The 24,348-nt window shown below is 72.6% G+C and carries 26 protein-coding genes; 10 read left to right on the forward strand and 16 right to left on the reverse strand.

Going from position 1 to position 24,348, the window contains the following annotated elements:
* Positions 1-3 precede the first annotated feature (3 nt).
* A complete protein-coding gene (locus AQJ67_RS00855) occupies positions 4-657 on the reverse strand; it encodes a phosphoribosyltransferase (protein ID WP_062715946.1) in 654 nt (217 codons plus the stop codon).
* 306 nt (positions 658-963) lie between these two features.
* Between AQJ67_RS00855 and AQJ67_RS00860 the strand changes: the two genes are divergently transcribed.
* Positions 964-3,876, forward strand: a complete 2,913-nt coding sequence (locus AQJ67_RS00860) for a glycosyl hydrolase 115 family protein (RefSeq protein WP_107122779.1) — start codon at positions 964-966, stop codon at positions 3,874-3,876.
* Positions 3,877-3,935: 59 nt separating this feature from the next.
* Here the strand turns inward: AQJ67_RS00860 and AQJ67_RS00865 are convergent, their stop codons facing one another.
* Positions 3,936-4,175 carry a hypothetical protein gene (locus tag AQJ67_RS00865; RefSeq protein ID WP_062715948.1) on the reverse strand — a complete coding sequence of 80 codons (240 nt, stop codon included), beginning with the start codon at positions 4,173-4,175 and terminating at the stop codon, positions 3,936-3,938.
* Between the two features lie 90 nt (positions 4,176-4,265).
* Entirely contained in the window at positions 4,266-4,718 is a 453-nt protein-coding gene (locus AQJ67_RS00870) for a YbhB/YbcL family Raf kinase inhibitor-like protein (RefSeq protein WP_062715949.1), read from the reverse strand.
* A 147-nt stretch (positions 4,719-4,865) separates the two neighbouring features.
* Between AQJ67_RS00870 and AQJ67_RS00875 the strand changes: the two genes are divergently transcribed.
* Both AQJ67_RS00875 and AQJ67_RS00880 read left to right on the forward strand, forming a co-directional pair.
* Positions 4,866-5,519 carry a phosphoribosyltransferase gene (locus tag AQJ67_RS00875; RefSeq protein ID WP_062715950.1) on the forward strand — a complete coding sequence of 218 codons (654 nt, stop codon included), beginning with the start codon at positions 4,866-4,868 and terminating at the stop codon, positions 5,517-5,519.
* 21 nt (positions 5,520-5,540) lie between these two features.
* Entirely contained in the window at positions 5,541-6,113 is a 573-nt protein-coding gene (locus AQJ67_RS00880) for a GNAT family N-acetyltransferase (RefSeq protein WP_062715951.1), read from the forward strand.
* A 29-nt stretch (positions 6,114-6,142) separates the two neighbouring features.
* Here AQJ67_RS00880 and AQJ67_RS00885 read toward each other — a convergent pair whose 3' ends face one another.
* Positions 6,143-6,922, reverse strand: coding sequence for an SDR family NAD(P)-dependent oxidoreductase (locus AQJ67_RS00885; RefSeq protein WP_062715952.1), 780 nt, complete (start codon positions 6,920-6,922; stop codon positions 6,143-6,145).
* Positions 6,923-7,251: 329 nt separating this feature from the next.
* Between AQJ67_RS00885 and AQJ67_RS00890 the strand changes: the two genes are divergently transcribed.
* The gene (locus AQJ67_RS00890; protein WP_062715953.1) at positions 7,252-7,815 is read left to right on the forward strand and encodes a hemerythrin domain-containing protein; all 564 of its coding nucleotides are present in this window, start codon (positions 7,252-7,254) and stop codon (positions 7,813-7,815) included.
* Positions 7,816-7,860: 45 nt separating this feature from the next.
* Here the strand turns inward: AQJ67_RS00890 and AQJ67_RS00895 are convergent, their stop codons facing one another.
* The 7 genes from AQJ67_RS00895 to AQJ67_RS00925 form a co-directional block, all read right to left on the reverse strand.
* Entirely contained in the window at positions 7,861-8,397 is a 537-nt protein-coding gene (locus AQJ67_RS00895) for a hypothetical protein (protein ID WP_062716739.1), read from the reverse strand.
* Positions 8,398-8,531: 134 nt separating this feature from the next.
* The gene (locus tag AQJ67_RS00900; protein ID WP_062715954.1) at positions 8,532-9,254 is read right to left on the reverse strand and encodes a metallophosphoesterase family protein; all 723 of its coding nucleotides are present in this window, start codon (positions 9,252-9,254) and stop codon (positions 8,532-8,534) included.
* Positions 9,251-9,538 carry a hypothetical protein gene (locus AQJ67_RS00905; protein ID WP_062715955.1) on the reverse strand — a complete coding sequence of 96 codons (288 nt, stop codon included), beginning with the start codon at positions 9,536-9,538 and terminating at the stop codon, positions 9,251-9,253. The genes AQJ67_RS00900 and AQJ67_RS00905 overlap by 4 nt, the downstream gene beginning before the upstream one ends.
* On the reverse strand, positions 9,535-10,227 hold the full coding sequence (locus tag AQJ67_RS00910) for a hypothetical protein (protein ID WP_062715956.1): 693 nt from the start codon (positions 10,225-10,227) through the stop codon (positions 9,535-9,537). The genes AQJ67_RS00905 and AQJ67_RS00910 overlap by 4 nt, the downstream gene beginning before the upstream one ends.
* A gap of 184 nt (positions 10,228-10,411) precedes the next feature.
* A complete protein-coding gene (locus AQJ67_RS00915; protein WP_244190337.1) occupies positions 10,412-11,500 on the reverse strand; it encodes an NAD(P)/FAD-dependent oxidoreductase in 1,089 nt (362 codons plus the stop codon).
* A gap of 251 nt (positions 11,501-11,751) precedes the next feature.
* Positions 11,752-13,962: a catalase/peroxidase HPI gene (gene katG, locus AQJ67_RS00920; protein WP_062715958.1), complete on the reverse strand. Its 2,211-nt coding sequence runs from the start codon at positions 13,960-13,962 to the stop codon at positions 11,752-11,754.
* A 24-nt stretch (positions 13,963-13,986) separates the two neighbouring features.
* On the reverse strand, positions 13,987-14,436 hold the full coding sequence (locus AQJ67_RS00925) for a Fur family transcriptional regulator (protein WP_062715959.1): 450 nt from the start codon (positions 14,434-14,436) through the stop codon (positions 13,987-13,989).
* Positions 14,437-14,644: 208 nt separating this feature from the next.
* On the opposite strand from AQJ67_RS00925, the gene AQJ67_RS00930 reads away from it, so the two are divergent.
* Positions 14,645-16,021, forward strand: coding sequence for an alpha-lytic protease prodomain-containing protein (locus AQJ67_RS00930; protein WP_062715960.1), 1,377 nt, complete (start codon positions 14,645-14,647; stop codon positions 16,019-16,021).
* Between the two features lie 92 nt (positions 16,022-16,113).
* On the opposite strand, the gene AQJ67_RS00935 is transcribed toward AQJ67_RS00930, so the two are convergent.
* Genes AQJ67_RS00935 through AQJ67_RS00955 form a run of 5 tightly spaced genes read right to left on the reverse strand, consistent with a single transcriptional unit; the run spans position 16,114 to position 19,978 of the window.
* The gene (locus tag AQJ67_RS00935) at positions 16,114-17,202 is read right to left on the reverse strand and encodes a serine hydrolase domain-containing protein (RefSeq protein ID WP_062715961.1); all 1,089 of its coding nucleotides are present in this window, start codon (positions 17,200-17,202) and stop codon (positions 16,114-16,116) included.
* On the reverse strand, positions 17,199-18,119 hold the full coding sequence (locus tag AQJ67_RS00940) for a DUF6895 family protein (RefSeq protein WP_062715962.1): 921 nt from the start codon (positions 18,117-18,119) through the stop codon (positions 17,199-17,201). Before AQJ67_RS00940 ends, AQJ67_RS00935 begins: the two co-directional genes overlap by 4 nt.
* Positions 18,116-19,060, reverse strand: coding sequence for a DUF6895 family protein (locus tag AQJ67_RS00945; RefSeq protein WP_062715963.1), 945 nt, complete (start codon positions 19,058-19,060; stop codon positions 18,116-18,118). The genes AQJ67_RS00940 and AQJ67_RS00945 overlap by 4 nt, the downstream gene beginning before the upstream one ends.
* The gene (locus AQJ67_RS00950) at positions 19,057-19,767 is read right to left on the reverse strand and encodes a hypothetical protein (RefSeq protein WP_062715964.1); all 711 of its coding nucleotides are present in this window, start codon (positions 19,765-19,767) and stop codon (positions 19,057-19,059) included. The genes AQJ67_RS00945 and AQJ67_RS00950 overlap by 4 nt, the downstream gene beginning before the upstream one ends.
* 25 nt (positions 19,768-19,792) lie before the next feature.
* Positions 19,793-19,978 carry a hypothetical protein gene (locus AQJ67_RS00955; RefSeq protein WP_062715965.1) on the reverse strand — a complete coding sequence of 62 codons (186 nt, stop codon included), beginning with the start codon at positions 19,976-19,978 and terminating at the stop codon, positions 19,793-19,795.
* A 302-nt stretch (positions 19,979-20,280) separates the two neighbouring features.
* On the opposite strand from AQJ67_RS00955, the gene AQJ67_RS00960 reads away from it, so the two are divergent.
* Genes AQJ67_RS00960 through AQJ67_RS00980 form a run of 5 tightly spaced genes read left to right on the forward strand, consistent with a single transcriptional unit; the run spans position 20,281 to position 24,343 of the window.
* Complete coding sequence (locus AQJ67_RS00960; RefSeq protein WP_062715966.1) at positions 20,281-20,754, forward strand: carboxymuconolactone decarboxylase family protein; 474 nt, start codon at positions 20,281-20,283, stop codon at positions 20,752-20,754.
* A gap of 15 nt (positions 20,755-20,769) precedes the next feature.
* Complete coding sequence (locus AQJ67_RS00965) at positions 20,770-21,684, forward strand: patatin-like phospholipase family protein (protein WP_062715967.1); 915 nt, start codon at positions 20,770-20,772, stop codon at positions 21,682-21,684.
* Positions 21,681-22,907: a macrolide family glycosyltransferase gene (locus AQJ67_RS00970; protein WP_062715968.1), complete on the forward strand. Its 1,227-nt coding sequence runs from the start codon at positions 21,681-21,683 to the stop codon at positions 22,905-22,907. The genes AQJ67_RS00965 and AQJ67_RS00970 overlap by 4 nt, the downstream gene beginning before the upstream one ends.
* 3 nt (positions 22,908-22,910) lie before the next feature.
* Positions 22,911-23,396 (forward strand): hypothetical protein, encoded by a 486-nt coding sequence (locus AQJ67_RS00975; protein WP_062715969.1) that lies wholly within the window; start codon positions 22,911-22,913, stop codon positions 23,394-23,396.
* Entirely contained in the window at positions 23,393-24,343 is a 951-nt protein-coding gene (locus AQJ67_RS00980) for a hypothetical protein (protein ID WP_062715970.1), read from the forward strand. The genes AQJ67_RS00975 and AQJ67_RS00980 overlap by 4 nt, the downstream gene beginning before the upstream one ends.
* The last annotated feature ends 5 nt before the right edge of the window (positions 24,344-24,348 follow it).

A 24,348-nucleotide genomic window follows, 5' to 3' on the forward strand; every position in this document is an offset into this window, starting at 1 on the left:
TCCTCAGCGCACCCCTTCCTCACCCCGCAGCGCCTCCAGGACATCGGCATCCGTCAGCTGGCCGAAGTCCTCGTACCACTCCCCCACCGCGCTGAACAGCCTCGGCACGTGCAGACAGACGAACTCGTCGACCAGGCGCCGCAGTTCCCCGGCCGCCTCCGGTGCGCACACCGGTACGGCCAGGACCAGACGCTCGGGCCCCTGGTCGCGTACGGCCCGCAGGGCGACACGTGCGGTCGAGCCGGTGGCGACGCCGTCGTCGACGACCACGGCCGTACGGTCGCGCAGTCGCGGAGCCGGCCGGCCCTGCCGATAGCGCTCCTCGCGCCGCCGCAGCTCCTTGCGCTCCCGCTCCACCACCGGCGCCAGGTCGGCCTCGGTCAGCCCCAGTCGGTACAGCGTCTGCTCGTCGAACAGCGGCGGGCCGTCGCCCGCGAGCGCCCCCACCCCGAACTCCTCGTGGAACGGCGCCCCGATCTTGCGTACGACGAGCACGTCCAGCGGGGCCTCCAACGTCCGCGCGATCTCCCGGGCGACGGCGACACCGCCCCGGGGCAGCGCGAGGACCACGGGATGCGGAAGGGTGCCCTTCTCCTGCCGGACGCGCAGCTGTTGCGCCAGCTCCCGCCCGGCCTGCCTGCGGTCACGGAACTGCATGGGTCTCCCCTTCCGTCCGTCGCCGCGTACCCCACCCACCGGTACCGGACACCCCACAGGGCCCGTACGGACCCCGACGCCCCAGGGGTCTGGACCGCTCGGACGAGACTGGCTTAGGGTTCCGGACGGCAGGCACGGCAAGCGCTTTCTAGCCTGCACATGCCAACGCACGCACGCTCACGTCGTTCCCTCGCACCACGCCCTCAGTCATGCGCGGAAAGGAAGCGTCACGTGCCGCATCACGACACCCCCCACCCCCTCCCCCTCCCGTCCCGCCCCTGGACCCGGAAGTCCTTCCTGCGCGGGATGGCCGCCGTCGGAGCCGCCCCGCTGCTCCCCGGCGTCCTCCCCCCGGCCGCCCGGGCCGCGTCGGACCGGCCCGACTTCCCGCTGGTCCGGGGCGGCGCCGCCGTCGAGCTCTACGTCGACGCGGCCGACGACCCCGCCGTGATCCGAGCGGCCGGCGACCTCCAGGCGGACGTCGAACGGGTCAGCGGGGTCCGGCCGGCGCTGCGGCACACGCTGCCGGATACGGCAGCGGCGGGTCTCGTGCTCGTGGGCACGCTGGGCGCCAGTCCGGTCGTCGACCGGCTCGTCGCCCAGGGGCGGCTGGACGTCTCGCGGGTGAAGGGGCGCTGGGAGGCTTCCGTGACCCAGGTCGTCGAGCGGCCGCTGCCCGGCGTCCAGCGGGCCCTGGTGATCGCGGGCAGCGACCGGCGCGGCACGGTCTACAGCGTCTACGACACCTCGGAGCGCATCGGGGTCTCCCCCTGGTACTGGTGGGCCGACGTCCCCGTGCCCCGGCGGGAGACCGTGACGGTGCCCGCGGGGCCGCTCAAACGGTACGAGCCGTCGGTGCGCTACCGGGGCGTCTTCATCAACGACGAGCAGAACCTGACCACTTGGTCGCACCGCACCCAGGAGCCGGACAAGAACATCGGCCCCGAGACGTACAAGCGCGTCTTCGAGCTGCTGCTCCGTCTCAAGGCCAACTACCTGTGGCCGGCGATGCATCCGTACTCCGACTTCTTCAACAAGCACCGCGAGAACCCCGAACTCGCCGACCGCTACGGCATCGTCGTCGGCTCCAGCCACCCCGAGGCCCTGCTGCGCAACGGCGTCCACGAGTGGGAGCCGTGGGCCGAGGAGCACCGGGGCGCGGACGGCACCCTGCCGGTGTACGACTACACGGTGAACCCGGCCGTCATCTCCGACTACTGGAGAGCCCGGGCGAAACAGAACGCGTCGTACGAGAGCAGCTGGACGATCGGGATGCGCGGGCTGCACGACAGCGCGCTGGAGACGAAGTACGCCACGACGATCCCGGAGAAGGTCGCGGTGATGAACGACATCATCGCCGACCAGCGCCGCATCCTCGCCGAGGAGGTCGGGGCGGCGGCCGAGCCGCAGATCTTCATCCCGTACAAGGAGGTCCTGGAGCTGTACAACGCGGGCGTCCAGGTCCCCGACGACATCACGCTGATCTGGCCGGACGACAACCACGGCAACATGCGCCAGCTTCCGGACGACGCCGAGCGGGCCCGGGCCGGCGGCAACGGCATCTACTACCACCTGTCCTACTGGGGCCGCCCGAAAAGCTATCTGTGGCTGGAAACCACCCAACTGGCCAAGGTCTGGCAGGAGTTGCGGCGGGTGTACGAGCACGGCGTCGACCGGATGTGGATCTTCAACGTCGGTGACGTCAAGTCGATCGAGACCGGTCTGTCGTTCAGCATGGACATGGCCTGGGACGTGGACCGGTGGGGCGCCGAGGACGTGGGCGACTTCCTGGCCGAGTGGTCGGGGCGGCAGTTCGGCCGGCGGTACGGCCGGGAGATCGCCGCGATCCGCACCGAGTACTACCGGCTCGCGGCGGAGCGGCGCCCGGAGTTCATCGACCCCGGCGTGTTCTCCGTGATCCACCACGGCGACGAGGCGGGCCGCCGCATGGCCGCGTACGAGCGGCTGCTCGCGCGGGTCCGGGCGGTGGGGGCCAAGGTGCCCGAGCAGTACCGGGACGCCTTCTTCGAGCTGGTCGAATACCCGGTGCACGGGGCGTACTTGATGAACCTGAAGCACTACTGGGCGGACCGCAACGCGCTCGCGGTGAGGCAGGGACGCGGGGCCGGGACGAACCGCTTCGCCGACCTGGCCGAGGCGGCCCACACCGAGGAGACGGCGCTCACCAAGCGGTACAACACCCAGGTGGCGGGCGGGAAGTGGGACGGGATCGTCAACCCCTACCCCTCCCAGATCCCGAAGGCGCCGGGCCGCCCCGCCGTCACACGGGTCGCCCGGCAGGAGACCTCGGGTCTGGGCGTGGCGGCCGAGGGCAACGAGACCGGGGCCAGCCGCCCGCTTTCCTTCTCCTCCTACACCCGCGACCGACGCTTCCTCGACGTCTTCAACACCGGTTTCCTGCCGCTGGACTGGTCGGCCGAGGCGAGCCACCCGTGGGTGCTGCTGAGCTCGGCGGGCGGCTCTCTCACCGAGCAGACGCGGGTGTGGGTGGACATCGACTGGGCGCGGGTCCCCGAGGGGACGTACGACGACGCCACGGTGGCCGTCAGTGGGGCCGGGCAGCGGATCGAGGTGCCGTTGCGGGTGGTCAACGACGGTGAGCGGGCGCGTCGGCGGGCGCGTGGTTTCGTGGCGGCCCACGGGTACGTCTCGATCGACGCCGTGCACACCGAGCGCCGGGTGGCGCGCGGCGGGGCCTCCTGGCGTGAGGTGCGCGGGCTGGGCCGGCGTACGGGCGCTCTGGAGGCGGTGCCGACGACGGCGGCCCCGGTGACCGCCGACTTCGCCACGAGGGCGCCGGAGTTGCGGTACCGGGTGCGCTTCGACGGCGCCGGCACCTTCCCGGTCACCGTCTTCCGGCTGCCATCCCTCGACGAGCGCGGCCACCGTCGGCTGGCCGTCGCGCTCGACGAACAGCCCGCCACCGTCCTCACGGGCCAGTCCGTCGCCACCGGCAACCGGGGCGACGCCTGGGCGCGCAACGTGGAGGACGGCGTCGAGAAGCTGACGGCCAGGGTGACGGTGGACGAGCCCGGTGAGCATGTCCTGCGGATCTTCATGGTCGACCCGGGCATCGCCGTGGACCAGCTCGTCATCGACACCGGCGGGCTGCCGGCCGCCTATCTGGCGCCGCCGGAGAGCTACCACGCGGAGTTCAACCCGGACCCGGACCGGGCGGCGGGTCTGCGGTCGTACTGAACGGCTCTACCGGTGTCCCCCGCGGGGTGGTGGTGCCGTCCGGTTCGAGCCGTGCGCGTTCACTCGTTCGGCGTATCGGGCGGTTCCGGGGCGTTCCAGTCGTAGGGTCCGCCGCCGCGCCACTCGATCAGTTCGGGGTCGTCGACGGCCCGGTCCTTGCCGGGCAGGCCCGCGCGGTGCACCAGGTCCATCACGTCGAACAGGTTGTATGCGGTGCCGGTCGGCTCGCCGCGGATCGTCACCTGACGCCCGCCGTCCGACGCCGGAGGCAGCACCACCACGGGGGGACGCGTGCTCATGACACCACCATGCGCTCTGCGCGGCCGGAACGCAGCCCGGCGCACCGGGCGAACGGGCCCGGACCGGCGTTCAGCGTGGGTAACCGGCGCTCAGCGCTGGTAGAGGCCGACGAGGGTTCCGCTGGCCAGCTGCTGCCCGTCGAGCACCCGGTGGGCTTCGACGGCCGTGGGCGCCTCCGGGATGGAGACGGGGCCGGGGAGGGCGTACAGGCGGAAGAAGTACCGGTGCGCGTCGTCGCCGACCGGGGGCAGCGGTCCGCCCCACCCGGATTCCCCGAAGCCGTTGGTGTGCGGGTGACTGCCCGGGGTCGTCCGGCCGGCGGGCAGCCCCTCCGCATGCGGGTCGATGCCGGTGACCAGCCAGTGGACGAACGTCCCCGACGGCGCGTCCGGGTCCTCGCACAACAGGGCCAGCTCCACCGTCTCGTCGGGCACTTTGGACCAGGTCAGGGGCGGTGAGAGGTTCTCGCCCTCCCAGGCGTGCCGACGCGGGATCATCTCGTGGTCGTGGAACGCGGAGCTCTTGAGTTCGATGTCGGTCATGCGCGCCGCAGTACCCACCCGGACGCGGGCCACACGCGACGCCGGACCGGCCTGCGGGAACCCTTCGCCGTCGCTGCCGTGCCCCGTTTCGTCGTCCGCCCGCCGGGAACTCGGCGCCTGCGCCGATCTTCGAGGGAGGAGCGCGCCGTGGCATTCCGTGACCGTACTCACGCCGGGCAGGAGCTCGCCCTGCGGCTGGTCGAGTGGGCCGACTCCGGTGACCTGGTCAATGTGCTCGTGCTGGCCCTGCCGCCCGGTGGGGTGCCCGTCGCCGCCGAGGTGGCCCGTGCACTGCGCGCTCCGCTGGACGTGCTGGTCGCGAGCGAGATCTCCACGCCGATCCGACCGGAGACGACGATCGGGGCGATCGTCGCCGACGATCCGCCGCTGTACGACCGGCAGAGCCTGACCATGATGCATCTGTCCGAGGACCGGCTCGGCGACGTGGTCGCCCGCGAACGGGGCGAGCTGCACCGCCGCGAGTGTGCCTACCGCGGCCACCGCCCGCTCCCCTCCATCACCGCCCGCACGGTCGTCCTGGTCGACGACGGTCTGACCACCGGCCTCACCGCCACGGCGGCGCTCCGCTTCCTGCACCGCCACGGCCCGGCCCGTCTGATCCTCGCCGTGCCCGTCGGCAGCCCCCGGACCACGACAGCGCTCCGCCCCGAGTGCGACGACCTCGTCTGCCTCGAACAGCCGCAGTCCCTCCACACGGTCGGCGAGTGGTACGAGGACTACGGCCCGGTCCCCGAGTCCCGGGCCGCCGAGACGCTCCAGGCGTTCCACGCCACGGCCTGATCCCCGTGCCAGGGTGGTGCCATGGTCATAGAGGTTCGCCCGGCTTCGGTCTTCGAGGACGTCCGTGCGGTGGTCGGCCCGAAGTCGCCCACCGCCAACGTGTGTTGGTGTCTGAGCTATCGGGTCCCGTCGAAGGTCAACAAGGAGCTCCAGGGGCCGGCCCGCGGTGCGTACGTGGCCGAGCTGTGCCGTGCCGATCCCCCTCCGGGGGTGATCGCCTACGACGGTGACGAACCGGTCGGCTGGGCCGCCGTGGCGCCGCGTGCGGCCACGTCCTTCGCGCGCAACCGCAAGATCCCGCACGTCGACGACCTGCCGGTGTGGTCGCTGTGGTGCGTCCGCGTCCGCCCGGGCCACCGCAAGCAGGGCATCACGCACGCCCTCATCGCCGGCGCGGTGGACTTCGCCCGCGACCGGGGCGCCCCGGCTGTCGAGGCGTACCCCCTGGACAACGGGGACGCCCGGGTCGACCTGACGATGGCCTACGCCGGGATCCGGAAGAACTTCGAACGGGCGGGCTTCGTCCACGCCGCCGACACGACCTCCGTGCTGGCCGGCCACCCCCGGATCCTGATGCGGCTCGACCTGCGCTGACGGACCGGACGGAGGATCCGCCCGCCGGGTCAGTGCACCGAGAAACCGCCGTCCACGAAGATCGACTGCCCGGTGACGTAGGCGGAGGCCCGGCTCGCGAGGAACACCGCAGCGCCGGCGAAGTCCTCGGCCAGGCCGTTGCGCCCGATCATCGTGCGGGCGGCGAGCGCCGCGACCTTCTCGGGGTCGGACGACAGACGGGTGTTGAGGGGCGTCATGACGAAGCCCGGCACGAGCGTGTTGCAGGTGACGCCGTACGGCGACCATGCCTCGGCCTGCGAGCGGGCCAGCGACTCCAGCGCGCCCTTGGACACGCCGTAGGCGCCGCTCTGGACGAACGCCCGGTGCGCCTGCTGGGAGGTGATGTGGATGATCCGCCCGAAGCCCCGCTCGGCCATCCCGGGCCCGAACCGCTGCCCCAGCAGATGGGGGGCCTCCAGGTTCACGGCCATCGTGGTGTCCCAGACGTCCTCGCCCAGTTCACCGATCGGCGGCCGCAGGTTGATCCCCGCGCAGTTGACGAGGATGTCAGGCTCACCGAACGCCTTGACGGCCCCCTCGGCCGCCGCCCGCACGCCGTCCCGTGTGCCGAGATCGGCGCCGACCCAGGCCGCTCGGCCGCCCTGGGCCGCCAACTCCCCGACCGTGGCGGCCAGTTCCGCCTCCCGGCGGGCCACGACCACGACGCTCGCGCCCGCGCGGGCGAGGGCCTCGGTGATGGCGCGGCCGATGCCGGAGCTGCCACCGGTCACCACGGCGACCCGGCCTTCCAGCGAGAACAGTTCGGAGAGATATGCCTGCGACGTCATGTCCGCACCCTAGGCGGCACACGCCCCGCGCCGGCACTCGGGGCGTCGCCGTCAGGGCCGCTGCGGCACCGGGCCCCGCGGCTCCAGGCGCAGGTGGGCGCCCTGTCGGACCAGCGCGCCTCGGACCAGGTGGTGGGGGACCTCGCTGGGGCTGCGGCCGAGCCGGAGGGACAGCGCGGCACAGACATCGGGATCGCCTCGTCGCCGGTGTCGCGGCCGCCGTAGGAGCCGGGGTTTGCGTCCCCCCTCGTGTGAGCCCGTCGCGTCCGGGCACTCGGGGGCCGCGGCGGGTCCGTCCGGGCCGCCGCCCCGTTCTGGAGGTGGAGACCATGGGTCATGGTGGGAACGTCATCGACGAGCTGGTGACCGATCACCGCGAGGTGGAGGAGATGTTCGGCCGGATCGAGGCGCTTCCGTACGGCGACAAGGACCGCAAGCTGGTCGCCGACCAGGTCACGATGGAGCTGGTGCGGCACTCGGTGGCCGAGGAGATGTACCTGTACCCGGCCGTCCGGGAACACGTGGCCGGCGGGGACGCCATCGCCGACCGGGAGATCGAGGACCACTCCAAGGCCGAGCAGATCATGAAGGACCTGGAGGGCTGCGACGCCGGCGACGCCGAGTTCGACCGGCTGATCGGGATGCTGATGACGGAGGTCCGCTCGCACATCGCCGACGAGGAGCAGAACCTCTTCCCCAATCTGCGCGCCGCCTGTCCCCCGGAGGCGCTCGACACCCTGGGTGACAAGGTGCGTCAGGCGAAGAAGCTGGCGCCGACCCGCCCGCACCCGTCCGCCCCGGACAAGCCGCCGGCCAACAAGCTGCTGGCGCCGGGCGCCGGCCTCGTCGACCGTCTGCGGGACGCGCTGACGGGACGCGGCAAGGAGGACTGACCCTCGGTCGGGGTACGGCCCCCGGGACCCGGAGCCGGGCAGGGCTCAGGCGATGAGCGCCCGGCCCGGGTCGAGGCGTTCGTGGAGTGCGGGGCGGTGCAGGCCGGCCACGGGGGCGAGGAGGTCCGGGTGACGCAGGAGGGCCGCCGCCTGGCGGTCCCGGGTGTCGGGCGACACCAGTCGGCGGAACGGGACCGGCACACCGGTCGCATGGCCGCCGTCGGCGACCGCGGCGACCGCGGCGACCGCCAGCCGGGCCAGTCCGTCGTCGGTGAGCAGACAGGCCGCCCAGCTGGCCACCACCTCGTCCACCCACGTGCGCCAGGCGAAGTCGTCCGTCTCGTCGTGCGCGGTCGCGTCCGCGCCGGTGATCCAGTCCAGCGCGGCCGAGCCGCCCGGCCCGGCCATCTGGACCAGTGCGGCGTCCGTCGGCGTCGGGTAGCGCAGCCAGGCCGCGACCGTGACGGCCTGCCGGGCCTGTACCTCGCCCAGCGCGGCGGCGAGCGCGCCGCCGCACGCCGGGTAGGAACGCGTGAGCCATTGGGTGGTCGCCGCGATGAGCGGGGAGAGATCTGCGAGCACTGCGGGGCCGTCCGAGGTACTGGCGGGCACGGAATCCCTCAAACGGTAGCCCGGCGACCCGTCCGGCCGACATGCCTCCGGCGTCGCGAACAGCGTGGCTTCGCCCACACCGCGCCCACACCGGGAGGGGTGGTTCAGCGCGCCAGGTGGTAGACGTGGAACGCCCGGCCGATCACCGGCTGGGCGACGTTGCGGACCTTCACTCCGCCGCTGGTCATGCCGTGCTCGGTGCCGAGGTGGGCGTGGCCGTGGACGGCGAGGTCGGCGCCCGCCGAGTCGATGGCCTCGGCCAGCAGGTAGCTGCCGAGGAACGGGTAGATCTCGGGGGGTTCGCCGGCCAGGGTGTCCGGCACCGGGGAGAAGTGGGTGAGGGCGACGCGTACGTCGCAGTCCTGGTCCCGGAGTTCCTCCAGCGAGGCCCGCAGGGTGTCGGCCCGGTGGCGTGAGTACCGGACGAACTCCCGCATGATCGGCTCGCCGAACTCGCCGGCGCAGCGGCCCACGAACCCGCCGCCGAAGCCCTTGGTGCCGGCCACTCCGATGCGCGTGCCGCCGTTGTCCACCACGGTGGCCTGGCCTTCGAGGACCCGTGCGCCCGCGTCCTGGAGGACGGCGGTGACGTCGTCGGGGCAGTCGGCGTGGTGGTCGTGGTTGCCGAGGACCGCGACCACGGGGACCGCGAGGTCCTTGATCTCCCGTGCGACGACCTGGGCCTCCTCGACGGTGCCGTGCCGGGTGAGGTCCCCGGCGAGCAGCAGGACGTCGGCGCTCTCGTGCAGGGTCTCGAACGAGGGACGGAGCACGCCCTGGCTCTCCGGGCCCAAGTGGATGTCCCCGACGGCCGCGATGCGGATCATTCGACCTCCTCGGCATGGTCGGGCGCCGCGTTGTCCGCGACCACGAGGTCGCAGTGGACGGGGTGTCCCAGCAGCTCCGCGCGGGCGCTGCGCAGGACGTCGTCGCGGCACTGGGCGGACGGCACGGTGCCGGTCAGCAGGATCGCCTCGCCCCGGATCTCGATCCGCACGCCCAGCTCACCGAGGGGCCCGGCGGCCAGGTGGTCGGTGAGGTGGGCGACGAGGTAGTCCAGGTTCCGCGCGCCGCCCGCGCCCTGGGCGGGCCGGGTGCCGGGGCCGCTCATCGCTGCTCCTCCCGTGCGGAGATCACGTTCAGCCGCTCCAGGAGGAAGAGGAACGCGGCGGGCATCGGCTCGTCCCCGCAGGAGCGTCGTACGTCCTCCCAGTCGACCTTCTCGCGCAGGGCCCGGGCCGCGGCGAGCACCGGCCCGAAGTCGCAGTAGTGCTCGGAGAACGCCTGGATCAGCCCGCGCATGAGATCGGTGGGCGCCAGTACGGGCATGAGCACCGAGTCGACGGGGATCTCCTGTGCCCGGGCCAGGATGTCGGTGGTGACGGGGCGGTGGGCCATCTCGAAGAGGAGGTCGACCTCCTGGCCGAGGCACGTGGTCTTCATCAGCCAGTCCTCCGGCGGCATACGGACCGTGAGTCCGGCTTCGGCCAGTGTGCCGGCCACCGCTTCGGCGTCGGAGCGGAGCACGCAGAAGTCGGCGTCGTGCTGGAGGTGTCCGCTCCCGCCGTGGGCGTACACGGCCACGCTGCCGGCCAGGGCGAAGGTGTGCCCGTGGCGTTTCAGCAGCGCGCCGACCTGCTTGGCGGCCTCCAGGATCGCCTGGCTGCGGTCCCGGGGCAGTTCCTGGCTGTTCAGCGGGCGCGGTTCCCGCGAGGCCGCCCCGGCCGGGCTGTCCCCGACCGGGCGCAGCTCGGGAAATCCGGGCTGTCGAGCGGGCGCCGTGTTCTCCCGGTTCGTCATCACGCCTCCGTTCCCCACCCGGTCCGGCCGGGGCTCGGTGAAGGCCCCGAGTACCCGCCTGGCAGGGTTTCGACCGCGCGCCCCGAAGGGGCGCGGGGAACTGCGCGACCAGCCGCGACGGCGCCGCGGTCGACCGACGCACCCCAGGCCGACCACAACCCCGCCGGCCCACCCAGCGGAGCGCCTACGCCGCGGTGTAGCCGAGCCGGCGCCTCATGTAGGGCGTCATGTGGTTCTTGGCCTTGGCCAGCGTGGTGGTACGGCCGCCGAGGACCGCGGTCTCGCCGCCCGGCACCGGCAGCATCGTCACGCCGTCGGCGGGGCCGAACGGGACGATGAGCGGCGTGCGGTGGATCGGCCGGTAGAACCGGGGCTCCTTGCGGTGCTTCCCGGCGCTGTTCAGGTAGGTGCGGATGTTGTGGGCGGCCAGGTCGGCCTGGGCGAGCGCGGCCGGGGTGATCTTGACCTCGGTGGCGTCGTTGACGTCGCCGACCGCGAACACGTCCAGCCAGCCCTGGACCCGCAGGGCCTGGTCGACCTTCACATGGCCGGATGCGTTCAGCCAGTCGCCGTGCCCGGCCAGCCGCAGCCAGAGCGTGTTGGGCGTGGTGCCGGTCGCCCAGAAGGAGCGGTCGGCCTCGATGACGTTGCCGCGGGCGTCGCGGTAGGTGCCGAAGTCGTTGCCGGGGGACATGAAGGCGTCCAGCCACACGTCGACGTCGTGCGCCTCCAGCCAGCCGCGCGCCTTGCGGCCGGCCCGCACGCTGCCCGTGGCGTGCAGCAGTTCGGGCCCGGAGTGGGCGAGCGTGACCCGGGCGTCCGGCCGGGCGAGGCGGATCTCGGCGCTGAGCTCGACGCCGGAGGGGCCGCCGCCGACGATCAGGACGTGTTCGGCGGCGGCGATGTGCTGCTGGTGCGTGGCGAAGGCCTTGGCGGCTTCCTCGGCGGTGGTGCCGGCGAAGCGGGCCGGTTCGGGGTAGTCGGCGCCGGTCGCGATCACCAGGACGTCGTACGGGAGCCGCTCCCCCGTCGCGAGGACGACCTGGCGCTCGGTGGTGTCGACGCGGACGGCCTTGCCGACGGCCACGCGGCCGTTGCGCAGCAGGCGGTCGTACGGGATGAACGGGCTGTGCGACCACTCCCGGCGCACCCCGGCACGCAGGGACGCGATGCGGTGGAAGAAGACCTCTTTGCGGTCCACCAGTGTGACCCGGGCCGTGGTGTCCAGTCGCTTCGCGAGACGGACGCCGGCGTAGCCGCCGCCGATCACCACTCTCGGCCACTCGGCCCCCTTTGGCCACTCCCCTTTCGGCGAGCCTAGCGCTTGAAACATAAAGAATCGATGGGGCCCGGTGTGCGTTCCGTGAAGGGTGCGCGCCGCGAGGAGGAGCCGGGGTGGGGCGAAAAACGTCCGGGCCGACCCGTGGGGGCCGGCCCGGACGTTCGGTGCGGGGTGGATCAGACGCGGATCAGACCCGAATCAGACGCGCATCAGACGCGCATCAGACGCGCATCAGACGCGGATCAGACGAGGTCGAACCGGTCCAGGTCCATGACCTTGGCCCACGCCGCGACGAAGTCGTTCACGAACTTCGCCTTCGCGTCGTCGCTCGCGTAGACCTCGGCGAGGGCGCGCAGCTCGGAGTTGGAGCCGAAGACCAGGTCGGCACGGGTGCCGGTCCACTTGACCTCGCCGGAGGCGTCACGGCCCTCGAACGTGGTCTGGTCGGCGGACGTGGACTTCCAGGTCGTGCCCAGGTCGAGCAGGTTGACGAAGAAGTCGTTGGTCAGCTTGCCCGGCGTCTCGGTGAAGACACCGTGCTGCGAGCCGCCCTGGTTGGCGCCGAGGACGCGCAGGCCGCCGACGAGGACGGTCAGCTCGGGGGCGCTCAGGGTGAGCAGGTTGGCGCGGTCGAGCAGCAGGTACTCGGCCGGCAGGCGGTTGCCCTTGCCGAGGTAGTTGCGGAAGCCGTCCGAGGTCGGCTCCAGCGCGGCGAAGGACTCCGGGTCGGTGTGTTCCTCAGTCGCGTCCACCCGGCCCGTCGTGACGGGAACCGTCACGTCGAACCCGGCGTCCTTGGCGGCCTTCTCGACACCGGCGGCACCGCCGAGGACGATCAGGTCGGCCAGGGAGACCTTCTTGGCACCGGAGTTGAACTCCGACTGGACGCCCTCCAGGACACGCAGGACCTGGGCGAGTTCGTCGGGGTTGTTGACCTCCCAGCCGCGCTGCGGCTCCAGGCGGATCCGGGCGCCGTTGGCACCGCCGCGCTTGTCGCTGCCGCGGAACGTCGAGGCCGACGCCCAGGCGGTGGACACGAGCTGCGAGACCGTGAGGCCGGAGGCGAGCAGCTTGGCCTTGAGCGCCGTCACGTCGGCGGCGTCGATGGCCTCGCCCTCGGCCTGCGGCAGCGGGTCCTGCCACAGCAGCGTCTCCGCCGGGACCTCCGGGCCGAGGTACAGGGACTTCGGGCCCAGGTCACGGTGGGTCAGCTTGTACCAGGCGCGGGCGAAGGCGTCCGCGAACTCGGCCGGGTTCTCGTGGAAGCGCTTGGAGATCGGCCCGTAGATCGGGTCGAAGCGCAGCGAGAGGTCGGTGGTGAGCATCGTCGGCAGCTTCTTGGAGTCGCTGTGGGCGTCGGGGATGATCGCCTCGGCGTCCTTGGCCACCCACTGGTTGGCGCCGGCGGGGCTCTGGGTCAGCTCCCACTCGTAGCCGAAGAGGATGTCGAAGAAGTCGTTGCTCCACTGGGTGGGCTTGGTCGTCCACGTCACTTCGAGGCCGGAGGTGATCGCGTCGCCCGCCTTGCCGGAGCCGTAGGTGGACTTCCAGCCCAGGCCCTGCTCCTCCATGGAGGCGGCCTCGGGGTCGTTGCCGACCGCGTCGGCCGGGCCGGCGCCGTGGGTCTTGCCGAAGGTGTGGCCACCGGCGATGAGGGCGACGGTCTCCTCGTCGTTCATCGCCATCCGGCGGAAGGTCTCGCGGATGTCGCGGGCCGCGGCGATCGGGTCCGGGTTGCCGTTCGGGCCCTCCGGGTTGACGTAGATCAGGCCCATCTGGACGGCGCCGAGCGGGTTCTCCAGCTCACGGTCGCCGGTGTAGCGCTGGTCGTCGAGCCAGGTGGTCTCGGGACCCCAGTAGACGTCCTCGTCGGCCTCCCAGACGTCGGCTCGGCCGCCGCCGAAGCCGAAGGTCTCGAAGCCCATCGTCTCCAGGGCGACGTTACCGGTGAGGATCATGAGGTCGGCCCAGGAGATGGACTGGCCGTACCTCTTCTTGACCGGCCACAGCAGACGGCGGGCCTTGTCCAGGTTGCCGTTGTCCGGCCAGCTGTTCAGCGGCGCGAAGCGCTGCTGACCGCGGCCGCCACCGCCGCGGCCGTCGCTGATGCGGTAGGTGCCGGCGCTGTGCCAGGCCATCCGGACCATCAGCGGGCCGTAGTTGCCGAAGTCGGCCGGCCACCAGTCCTGCGAGGTGGTCAGCACCTCGGCGATGTCCCGTTTGACGGCCGCCAGGTCGAGGGCCTGGAACGCCTTGGCGTAGTCGAACTCCTCGCCGAGCGGGTTCGCCACGACGGGGTCCTTGGCGAGGATCTTCAGGTTGAGCCGCTCCGGCCACCACTGACGGTTGCCGCCGCCCTGCGTCGGGTGGGGGGCGCGATCGTGCGCGACGGGGCAGCCGCCGGTGCCCTCCGTCTTCGCGTCGGTGACGATCGCATCGGGGTTCTCAGCCATGGGAAACCTTCCGAACTAGGTGGATCACAGTGCTGGGGGTGCACTGCTGGCGGTGGAACAGGTGGGGCACAGGCCCCAGTAGATGACCTCGGCCTCGTCGATCGCGAAGCCGTGGTCGTCTGACGCGGTCAGACAGGGCGCCTCGCCGACCTCGCAGTCGACGTCGGCGACGACACCGCACGACCGGCACACGATGTGGTGGTGGTTGTCGCCGACCCGCCCCTCGAACCGGGCCGGGCTGCCGGCCGGCTCGATACGGCGTACGAGTCCCGCCGCGGTGAGTGCGTGGAGGCCCTCGTACACCGCTTGCAGGGAGACATGACCTACGCGATCACGCACCCCCGAGGCGATGGCCTCGACACCGAGGTGGTCACCGGCCCGGACGGCTTCCAGCAGCGCGACTCGCGCAGCCGTCACCCGCAGGCCGGCACCGCGGAGCTCCTCGGCGGGGGTCGGAGTCTGGGATGCGGTCATGGCAGACAACCTACCTTGCTAAACACGAATGATTCAAGAAAACGAACGATGAAGCTTTGGCGGCCCCACGGCCCCCTTCCGTCGACGCACTTGCCCCTCTCCGCACCTCCCAAAGCGCGAAAAATCATCTTTTCCGACATCGAGTCATGCCTTTCTGTCAAGGCCTGGATTGGTCGCAATCCCCCTGTACTCGATGGAGGTACATCGCATGCTCGGCAGACATACCGCGGCTGGCCGCCGCACCGCTCTGACCGTTTTCGGCGCCCTCGTCCTCAGCGGCGTCACCTCGGCCGCGGCGGCCGGGCCGCCCCCCGCGCCGGTGCCCGCGTCCACCGCCGCGCAGACCCTCGGTGCCGACCGGCCGTCCACCGCGGTGCTGCGGGCACTGGAGCGTGACCTCAAGCTGAAGCCGGGGCAGGCGGCCGACCGGCTGGTCAACGAGGCGGAGGCGGGCGTCCGCGCCGGCCGGCTCCGCAACTCGCTGGGCGAGCGCTTCGCGGGGGCCTGGCTGCGGGGGACGACCGCAGCCGAGCTGACCGTCGCGACCACGCGGGCCTCCGATGTGTCCGCCATCCAGGCGCAGGGCGCGAAGGCCGCGGTCGTCAAGCGGACGCTGGTCGAGCTGCGGACCGTCAAGGAGAAGCTGGACAAGGCCGCCACCCGGGTCAAGACGCGCGAGACCCCGGTCTGGTACGTCGACGTGCCGACGAACCGGGTCGTCGTCCAGGCGACCAAGCGGTCGGCCGCCACCGCCTTCATCAAGACCGCCGGCGTCCAGGACGAGGGCGTCGGGATCCGGGTGTCGGCGCAGCGGCCGCGGCTGCTGGCGGACCTCGTCGGCGGCCAGGCCTACTACATCGAGGGCACCGCCCGCTGCTCCATCGGGTTCTCCGTCACCAAGGGCGACCAGCAGGGCTTCGCCTCGGCGGGCCACTGCGGCGACCAGGGCGACTCGACCACCGGCTCCAACATGGCCACGCAGGGCACGTTCCAGGCCTCCACGTTCCCCGGCAAGGACATGTCCTGGGTCGGCGTCAACAGCGACTGGACCGCTACGGCCGACGTGGAGGGCGAGGACGACGCGCGCACGCAGGTCACCGGCTCGGTCCAGGCGCTCGTCGGGGCGTCGATCTGCCGCTCCGGCTCCACCACCGGATGGCACTGCGGCACCATCGAGCAGCACGACACGAGTGTCAGCTACTCGCAGGGCACCGTGGACGGCGTCACCGAGACGACGGTGTGCGCCGAGCCGGGCGACTCCGGCGGCCCGTACCTGTCGGGGTCCCAGGCCCAGGGCGTGACCTCGGGCGGCTCGGGTGACTGCACGGACGGCGGTACCACCTTCTACCAGCCGATCAACCCGATCCTCAGCGACTTCGGGCTGGTCCTGAAGACCGCGGCCGCCCAGAAGGGCGCTCCCGCTCCGCAGGACAACGGGGCCGCCGACACCTGGGCCGCGGGCCGCGTCTACGAGGCCGGCGCCACGGTGACCCACGCGGGCGTCCGCTACCAGTGCCTCCAGACACACCAGGCGCAGGGCACGTGGTCGCCGCTCGCCACTCCGGCGCTGTGGCAGAAGGTGTAGACGAGGCACGGGAGTCGTACGGCGTGCGGTGCGGGCCACTGTCCCCGCACCGCACACCGGCCCTCGGCGGTCCCTCCGCGCCGGACACCCCCCTAATCCTCCGGATCCTCCGCCAGGAACGCGTACGCGGTGGCGACGAACGGGTCGTGGGCGCGGTAGCGGCGCGTGCACAGCGCGACCAGGGCCGTGCCCGTGTCGGGTCTGAAGCCCAGGAAGGCCTGCTGGCCGAGGGTGGCACCGCTGTGGAAGTACATCGGGCCGCCGTCCGTGGGGTGCCGGAACCACGCCGTCGTGTGCACGTGCCGGTGCCCGAGGCCGCGCCGCAGGACCGGTGTGCGCACCGCCCGCAGCGCGTCGGCGCACGGGGTGCCGGCCGGGTCGAGGTGGGCTTCGAGGAACGTGAGCAGGTCGTGCGGGGTGGCGCGGACGGCGCCGGCCGCCTCGAAGCCGCCCGCGTCGAAGGGGAGGGTGGGCGTCTGCCCGTCCTTGCCGTGCCCGACGGCGTCGGTCTTCGGGTCCTCCGCGCACAGGGCCGTACCGCTGAGGCCGAGCGGGCGCAGCAGCTGTGCGGCGAGGAGTTCCTCCCAGGCCGTGCCGGTCGCCGCCGCCAGTGCGTGGCCGAGTACGGCGACACCGAGGTTGGAGTAGTGCCACCGGGTGCCGGGTCGGTGCCGTGGGCGGTACCGCAGGAAGGCGTCGGTCACCCGCTCGGCCGGGTAGCGGCCGTAGGGGTTGGTGCGCCAGGCGGGGAGCGCCCGTACGTAGAAGTCGGCCGGCAGGCCGGGCAGTCCGGCCGTGTGGGTGATGAGGTGGGCCAGGGTCACCGGGGCCGTGTCGGTGCGCCGGCCCGGTGCCAGACAGGCTGCGGCCGACTCGCCGCCGGTCAGCAGGCCGCGCTGGACGAGGTGGGCCAGCAGCAGTCCGGTGAACGTCTTCGTGGCCGAACCGATCTCGTAGCGCAGGTCCTGCCGGGCGACGGACGGGGGCGCGGCGGTGCCGCCGCAGTGCAGGGTGCGTCGGCCGTGCCGGGAGACCGCGAAGACGGCGTCGGGTGCGTCGACGGCGTCGACGGCACGCTCCAGACGCTCCCTCAAAGTGGCGTCGTCGGTGGGCGGGCCGTCCGGCGGGGTCTGTTCGGTGTCGTCGGAGATGCCCGGCCAGGGCAGGGGCCGGCCGCTCATGAGGCGACTTGGGTCAGTTCGGTCAGGGCGCGGGAGGTCGCCAGCACGGAGGCGAAGGCCGCGACCAGCGTCGGGTGGTAGATCATGTCGAACAGCTCGTCCGGCTCGCCCTGCGGCATCTCGCGTACGGCGGGCATGGCGCCGTCGGCCTGCTGTGCGGCGGCGAAGCCCTCCCAAGCCCGTTCGTCCAGGGTGGGGCGGGGCAGACAGGCGTCCACGACGAGGAGTTCGCCGAGCAGGTCCCAGCGCTTCAGGTCCAGCCAGTCGTCGATCCAGACCGGCAGCCACATGGCGAGGTAGTCGGCGATGTCCGGCGGCAGGCCGTCCGGGTGCTCGCCCCAGTCGGTGAGGTGGAACACCGTGTGGGTGACGTCGTAGGCGATGTGCCCGCTGACCGTCCAGGGCTCGGGTGTGCGGCCGAGCCAGGTGGAGCCGACGATGTCCGCCTCGGGCATGGAGGGCGTGAGGCCGAACCGGCGCTGGAACGCGGAGAGTCCGAGGCGCCGGGTCGGGTCCAGTTCGAGGGCGGCCCAGCTGTGCGTCCGGTGGTAGAGGACGGTGGCGCGCTCCACCTGGGGTTCGCTGTACCCCAGTTCCTTGTACGGCAGGTAGACCTCGAACGGGATCGGCGAGAGCGGTTCGATGCGCTGGCCGCGTGCCAGCATGCGGCCGCCGTCCAGGGTGTGCCGCCAGGTGTGGTCCAGGAGCTTGCGCGCCAGCTCGGCCTGCCGGGAGCCGGCCACGCCCTCACGGAACAGCACCCGGCAGATCAGGGCCAGTTCGCCGACCGGTTTGAAGCGCTCCAGGAAGCCCACTTCCGGGTCGACGTCGGGTTCCAGACGGAATCCGTCGCGGTGGGCCCACAGCCACTCCAGGGCGCGCACGCCGACGGTGTGCATCAGACGGGTGTCGGTCATCCGGGCACTCCTTCGGCCTCGCGGCTCAGGCAGGTGACGGTCTGTGCCGCGGCGAAGGCGGCCATGAGCGTGGAGTGGTAGCAGTGCAGGAACCCCGGCTCGGTGTCCGCTGCGGCGTCCTCCTGGAAGGCCGCCTGCTGCGGGAGCGCGCCGGAGTCCAGCTGCGCCCGCGCGATCCGGGTCCAGGCGTCCTGGAGGGTCGCGGGGTCGGGCGGGTCCGGCAGGCTCGATGCCACGACCAGCAGTTCGCAGCCGAGGTCCCACATCCCGGCATCCAGGCAGGTGTCGAGCCAGGGCGGCAGCCAGTGCGCCAGATAGGCGGCCAGGTCGGCGGGGACGCCCTCGGGGTCGCGGCCCCAGTCGGTGAGGTGGAAGACGACGTGGGTGAGCGCGTATCCCGAGGAGCGCTCGAACGTCCAGGGTTCCGGCAGCCCGCCCAGCCAGGTGCGGCGCAGCGTCGGGTCGTCCTGCTCGGGCCGGTGGATGCCGCTGCGTCGCTCGGCCTTCAGCACTCCCAGCCGGCGGGTCGGGTCCTGCTCGGTGAGCCGCCAGCCCCGGGTGCGGGCCGTCGTCGCGGCGGCGGCCTCGTACCCGGGGTGTCGCAGTCCGGCCGACGCGAAGACGGAGTAGACCTCCAGCGGGTAGGTCGCGAACGGCTCCAACCGCTGGAGGTGGCGGAACAGTTCGCCCCGGCCCGTCTGCTGCCAGGCGAACCGCAGCAGGTCCGCGGCGCAGGCGTGCAGCGGGTCCCACGGCGGGCTGTGCGCGCGGACGCTCGCACAGGTCTGGGCGAGTTCCCCGAGCGGTTTCCAGGTGGCGTCCACCTGGCCGTCCGCGGTGAGCGCGTCCTCGCCGAGCGCGAAGTCCTCGCGGTGTGCGGACAGCCAGGCGAACGCGGCGGCTGCGACGTCCCGGATCCCGCCGACGTCCAGGGCCGTCATACGAGGGCTCCGGCCGCCCGCATGACCCGCGCCGCCTGTACCTGGAGGGCGACCCGGGGGTCGTTGCCGCCCATCAGTTCCACGAAGTCCAGGCCCGCTTCGAGGCCGAGGGTGTCCGGGACCGCTTCGAGCAGGGTCAGCCAGCGTCCCGCGCCGGCCGCCTGCTGCCAGTCCCTGCGGCGCACCGCCCGCACGAAGCCGCGGGCCACGTCGACCGGCCGGCGCCGGGCGGCGCGGGTGACCGCGCAGTCGTCGCCGGGCACCGCGAGGGGGGCCAGGACCGCTAGTTGGTGGGTCAGAACCTGCCATGTCGCCGCGTCGAGCCAGGCGGCGTCGGGTTCCGTGAGGTCGTCCGCGCCGGGTGGGCCGGCCGGGGCCGAGTCGAACCGCACCAGGGTGCGCCTCATGGCCCAGTGGCTCCATCTGACGGTGGGTGCCGCGTCGGCGCGCGGCGGAAAGGCCTCCACCGTGTTCCGGAACGCGGCAAGTGCTCCCGGGGCGGGCGGAGTCGGGAAGAGGACGTGCGGCAGCAGAAGGTCTGCTCCCAGCACGCGAACGGCCGCGAGGGCGAAGCTGCCCTCCGGGTCGTCCGCCGTCGCTGTGTCGGACATGCGCACGTGGTCTCCGCCCCGGAGGGCGGAGACCACGTCGGTCGCAAGGTCCTGCACAGCGCCCTGCAAGAGGGCCGAAGTGCCTGACTGCTCCATTCACTGCTCCCGTTCGGGGGTCCGCTCAGCCCTTCTTGGGGCGAGGGGTCGGCGGGGACAGCAGCAGCTTGGTGTCTGCGGAGAGCAGCGCCAGGGCGGCGCACTCCCGGCTGTCGCGGTAGACACCGTCGGGCTCGGCGGGGTCAAGTGCCGCTTCTAGGTCGGTCCGGACGTGGGTGATCTCTTCGATCGCCTTGTCAACGGAAGGCATATCACCATCTCCTCTGGGGTCAGCCATAGCCTCCACAACCCAGATCACCATATCGCCACAAAAGCCGCATCTTTTACCGGTAGGGGACATACGTCCCTCCTTCAACATTCCCGCTCCCCGTGTCCGTCGTGCGGACGGCGTCCTGATCAACTCCCCTGTTCCGGTGACCAGTTGGACGGCGAGCGGTGTCGCGGTACGTCGCGCACCACCCCTGAGACCCACCTCACACACGACCCGCTGTCACAGATCGCGGGTCCGCCCGGTCAGTTGGGTGTATCCCGCTCACAGGCAAGGAGATCACCGTGGAACCGCGTCTCGATTACTTCGGCCACCCCCTCGCAGGCAAGGTGCTCCGGCACATCAACACCGCCGGCAAGCTGGTCTCGGACTCCACGCTGCCGGAAACGGTCCAGGAACTGGTGAAGATCCGCGCCAGCCAGATCAACGGCTGCGGCTTCTGCACCGACATGCACACCAAGGACGCGGCCCACGCCGGGGAGACCGCACAGCGTCTGCACCTCGTCGCGGCCTGGCGGGAGGCCACCGTCTTCACGGAGGCCGAGCGCGCCGCGCTGGAGATCGCGGAGCAGGGCACCCGTATCGCCGACGCGGCGGGCGGTGTCACCGACGAGGCCTGGCGCGACGCCGCCAAGCACTTCGACGAGGACCAGCTCGTGGCGCTGATCTCCCTGCTCGCCGTCATCAACGCCTACAACCGCATCAACGTGATCAACCAGCAGCCCGCCGGGGACTACCAGCCCGGTCAGTTCGGCTGACCCGGCGGGTGGGTCATGGCGACAGGGTTGCACGCCCTACCCCGTCCCGTCGCCGTCGTGGTGGGCGCCGGCGGGGTGGTCGGAGCGGCGCAGGTGGGCGTCGGATACGCGCTGGAAGAGCGTGAGTTCAGACCGGACATGATCATCGGAACCTCGGTGGGCGCCCTCAACGGCGCCATCGCGGCCGCCCACCCGGACCGGGCCGCGCCGTGGCTGGACCATGTGTGGGCCCAGTTGCGCCGTCGCGAGGTGTACCCGCTCAGCCGCGTGACCGCACGGGGCAGCGTCTTCACCGACCGGGGGCTGCGCCGACTGATCGCCCGGGCCGAACTGCCGTCGCGGATCGAGGAGTTGACGGTGCCGTTCACCGCGGTGGCCATGGACCTGGACACCGGCGCCGCGGCCCGCCTCGACCATGGCGACCTCGAGTCGGCGCTGCTCGCCAGCGCGGCCGTTCCGGGGATGCTGCCCCCGGTGGACCGTGCGGGCCGCACCCTCGTCGACGGCGGAGTGATCGCTTACGTCCCGGTGCTGGCCGCCCTGCGGGCCGGTGCGGCGAGCGTGGTGGTGGTGTCGAGCGGGCCGGAAAGCGCGCCGCCCCGGCCTCATGGTCCGCGCCGCAGTGCCGGGGCCGTCGCCGCCCGGGCCGGGATGCTGTTGCTGCACCATCAGATCGAGCGTGACCTGCACGAGGTGGCCCGGCACATCCCGACGGTGGTGCTCCCCACCGGCATCGACGCCTGGCCCGCCCCGTGGGACTTCGGCCACTCCCAGCGGCTGATCGGCACCGCGTCCCAGGCGGCCGGGCGCTTCCTGGACGGGCTGCGCGTCGGCGGGCCGGGCCTGTACCGGGTCGACGGCCCCTCGGTGACGCCCCCGGGTCCGGGCGGGACGTCGACTACTCCTTCCGTACTGGAGGCCGGCCTGTGAGTACCATCGCGTTCCTCAACATCGGCATGCACGGGCACGTCAACCCGACGCTGCCGGTGGTGGCCGAGCTCGTCCGGCGCGGCCACAGGGTCACGTACCACACCTCGCCCGCCTTCCGGTCGGAGATCGAGGCCACCGGCGCGAGAGTGCGGCTCTACCCCGGGGGCGAGCAGCCGCTCCCCGATCCGCCGACGCCGGTCACGCTGCTGGAGTCGCTCGCGAGCACCACCGTCCGGCTGCTGCCGAGCGTGCTCGACGATCTGCGCCGGGACCGGCCCGACCTGATCGTCCACGACGCTTCCTGTCTGTGGGGCGCCGTGGCCGCCCGTGAACTCGGTGTGCCGGCGGCCTCGTCGTTCACCACGTTCGCCTTCGGCCGGCACGTCCCCAGCCCGACCGGCGCCTCGTGGCACCTGCTGGCGGGGGCATGGGCCCAGCCGCGCAGCGTACGGGGGTACGTCCGCTCCCGCCGGGAGCTGCGCCGCCGCTTCGACGCCCGCGGCCTGCCCCTGGTCGACCTGCTGAACATCCGCCAGCCGCTCAACTTGGTCTACACCTCACGGGCGTTCCAGCCGGCCGTCGAGGACTTCGACGCGTCCTACCGTTTCGTCGGCCCCAGCATCGGCGCCCGCCCGGCCGACCCGTCGTTCGAGGCCGACCGGCTCCACGACCCGGTGCTGTACGCCTCGCTGGGCACGGTGTTCGGCGCCGACCCGAAGCTGCTGCGGACGTTCGCGAGCGCGCTCGCCCCCCTGGGCGGCACCGTGATCGTCTCGACCGGGCAGAGCGACCCGGACGCGCTGGGGCCGCTGCCGGCGAACGTGCTTCCCCTGCGGTTCGTTCCGCAGCTCGAAGTACTGGACCGCGCGGCGCTGTTCGTCACCCACGGCGGGATGAACAGTGTGAACGAGGCGATGCACGCGGGCGTCCCGATGCTGGTGGTCCCGCAGGGCGCCGACCAGCCGATGACCGCCGCCCGCGTCGTCGAGCTCGGCGCAGGCCTGTCCCTCGGCACCGAGGACGTCGCGAAGGGCTCCGTACGTGCCCTCGCCCGGCGCCTGCTGCACGAGCCCGGGTTCCGGACGGCCGCCGCCGCCCTGAAGGCCGCCCAGCACGCGGCGGGCGGGTACCGGCGGGCCGCCGACGAGCTCGAACAGTACGTACGGGGCGCCGGCCCGGACCGTCCGGCGGTGGTCGCCGTCGATCCGTCGCAGCGGGGCTGAGCGATGTCACTCGTCATCGTGCTGCTGCTGTTCGCCGGGCTGTCCGAGGCCGCCGGGCGGATCCTGCCGCTGCTGGCGCGCCGACCCGGCATGTCACGGCGGCTCGTGCCCGGACTGCTGCTGGCCGCCGGCCTCGTCGAGGCCGCCGTACTGGCCCTGTGGCCGCTGACCGCGGGGACCCTGGCCGAGCTCCTGGTGTCCCCGGCACCGCCGGGCGACGCACTGGCGTGGACGCCAGGCCTGGTCGCGCCGCTGGTCCTCGCCGGCGTCCTCGCGTTCCCGCTGCTCGGGCCGCTGCTCCATCTGCTGCTCTTCGTCGGGGTCGGGGCGGGCCTGGCCGAGCCGCTGGCGGACGCGACCGAGCTCGGCTGGTGGGGGGCCGCCGGCTGCGTCGCCGTGGCCGGTGTCGGACTCGGGGTCGCCGTAGGAGCCGTTCGGCGTCTGGTCGTGAGGTTCAGCGCGCCCCGGACACCGGAGCCGATCGCATGAACGACTTCCTGTTCTGGGCCTGTGTGCTCGGGCCCGTCCTGCTCGCCGAGGGTCTGCTGGCCCGCTACGAGGTGCTGGCCTACAGCGCCGGGTTCCGGTCCCCGACGACCGTGCTCCCCGAGGGCGTGCCCTACGCCCGGGGCGCGGCCGCCGACCGTCCTCCGGGCGCCTACCTGGTGTATCTCGACGGCATCGGCAAACGCCGGGTCCGGGACACCCGGGACGGCGGCCAGCTGGTGAAGGCCGTGCTCGCCGGGGCGCCGGAGCTGCGGGTGCTGGGGCAGGTGCAGCCCTACTCGCCGCTGGCCGACCCGATCGCGGACCGGCCGGTGTGGGCGTGGCTGCGCCGGCACATCGGGCTGCTGCTGTTCCTGCACAACGTCATGCAGGTCTTCGTGGCCGCCGACCACCGCTACCGCCCGCTCTACAACCGGGCCGTGGGCTCCCAGATCGCCACCCAGCTGGAGCTGGCCGGCTACCGGCCCGACAGCGGCGTCCCCGTGGTGCTGCTCAGCTACAGCGGGGGCGCCCAGGTCGCCACGGGAGCGGTGGACGAGCTGCACACCCGGCTGCGCTGCCCGGTGGTCGTGATCACGCTCGGCGGATTCCACAACGGCGCCAACGACCTCACCCATGCCGAGCAGGTGCACCAGCTCACCAGCGCCTACGACCGCATCGAGGGGGTCGGCACCTGGATCTTCCCGCAGCGCTGGCGGCTGCTGCGCGGCAGCGGGTGGAACCGGGCCCGCCGCGCCGGGAAGATCACCGTGCACCGGCTGGAGCCGGCCACCCATCTCGGCCCGCACAGCTACATCAGCCCGGAGGTACGGCTGCCGGACGGCCGCAGTCACCTCGACCGCACGACCGACACCGTGATCACGCTGATCCGCGCCCGGCAGCGCGGGGCGACCACGACCGCCCCGGCCACGGACCGCCCGGCGCCCTGAGAGCG

The sequence above is a fragment of the Streptomyces caeruleatus genome (genome assembly GCF_001514235.1).
Taxonomy (GTDB): Bacteria; Actinomycetota; Actinomycetes; order Streptomycetales; family Streptomycetaceae; genus Streptomyces; species Streptomyces caeruleatus.

Coding starts and splice junctions, on each gene's coding strand:
- AQJ67_RS00885 (WP_062715952.1), bottom strand. CDS start 6,922: ATGACGTCGCAGGCATATCTCTCCGAACTGTTCTCGCTGGAAGGCCGG.
- katG (WP_062715958.1), bottom strand. CDS start 13,962: ATGGCTGAGAACCCCGATGCGATCGTCACCGACGCGAAGACGGAGGGC.
- AQJ67_RS00855 (WP_062715946.1), bottom strand. CDS start 657: ATGCAGTTCCGTGACCGCAGGCAGGCCGGGCGGGAGCTGGCGCAACAG.
- AQJ67_RS00910 (WP_062715956.1), bottom strand. CDS start 10,227: ATGACGAACCGGGAGAACACGGCGCCCGCTCGACAGCCCGGATTTCCC.
- AQJ67_RS00925 (WP_062715959.1), bottom strand. CDS start 14,436: ATGACCGCATCCCAGACTCCGACCCCCGCCGAGGAGCTCCGCGGTGCC.
- AQJ67_RS00865 (WP_062715948.1), bottom strand. CDS start 4,175: ATGAGCACGCGTCCCCCCGTGGTGGTGCTGCCTCCGGCGTCGGACGGC.
- AQJ67_RS00870 (WP_062715949.1), bottom strand. CDS start 4,718: ATGACCGACATCGAACTCAAGAGCTCCGCGTTCCACGACCACGAGATG.
- AQJ67_RS00945 (WP_062715963.1), bottom strand. CDS start 19,060: ATGACGGCCCTGGACGTCGGCGGGATCCGGGACGTCGCAGCCGCCGCG.
- AQJ67_RS00900 (WP_062715954.1), bottom strand. CDS start 9,254: ATGATCCGCATCGCGGCCGTCGGGGACATCCACTTGGGCCCGGAGAGC.
- AQJ67_RS00980 (WP_062715970.1), top strand. CDS start 23,393: ATGAACGACTTCCTGTTCTGGGCCTGTGTGCTCGGGCCCGTCCTGCTC.
- AQJ67_RS00950 (WP_062715964.1), bottom strand. CDS start 19,767: ATGGAGCAGTCAGGCACTTCGGCCCTCTTGCAGGGCGCTGTGCAGGAC.
- AQJ67_RS00905 (WP_062715955.1), bottom strand. CDS start 9,538: ATGAGCGGCCCCGGCACCCGGCCCGCCCAGGGCGCGGGCGGCGCGCGG.
- AQJ67_RS00965 (WP_062715967.1), top strand. CDS start 20,770: ATGGCGACAGGGTTGCACGCCCTACCCCGTCCCGTCGCCGTCGTGGTG.
- AQJ67_RS00940 (WP_062715962.1), bottom strand. CDS start 18,119: ATGACCGACACCCGTCTGATGCACACCGTCGGCGTGCGCGCCCTGGAG.
- AQJ67_RS00860 (WP_107122779.1), top strand. CDS start 964: ATGGCCGCCGTCGGAGCCGCCCCGCTGCTCCCCGGCGTCCTCCCCCCG.
- AQJ67_RS00890 (WP_062715953.1), top strand. CDS start 7,252: ATGGGTCATGGTGGGAACGTCATCGACGAGCTGGTGACCGATCACCGC.
- AQJ67_RS00930 (WP_062715960.1), top strand. CDS start 14,645: ATGCTCGGCAGACATACCGCGGCTGGCCGCCGCACCGCTCTGACCGTT.
- AQJ67_RS00935 (WP_062715961.1), bottom strand. CDS start 17,202: ATGAGCGGCCGGCCCCTGCCCTGGCCGGGCATCTCCGACGACACCGAA.
- AQJ67_RS00975 (WP_062715969.1), top strand. CDS start 22,911: ATGTCACTCGTCATCGTGCTGCTGCTGTTCGCCGGGCTGTCCGAGGCC.
- AQJ67_RS00880 (WP_062715951.1), top strand. CDS start 5,541: ATGGTCATAGAGGTTCGCCCGGCTTCGGTCTTCGAGGACGTCCGTGCG.
- AQJ67_RS00955 (WP_062715965.1), bottom strand. CDS start 19,978: ATGCCTTCCGTTGACAAGGCGATCGAAGAGATCACCCACGTCCGGACC.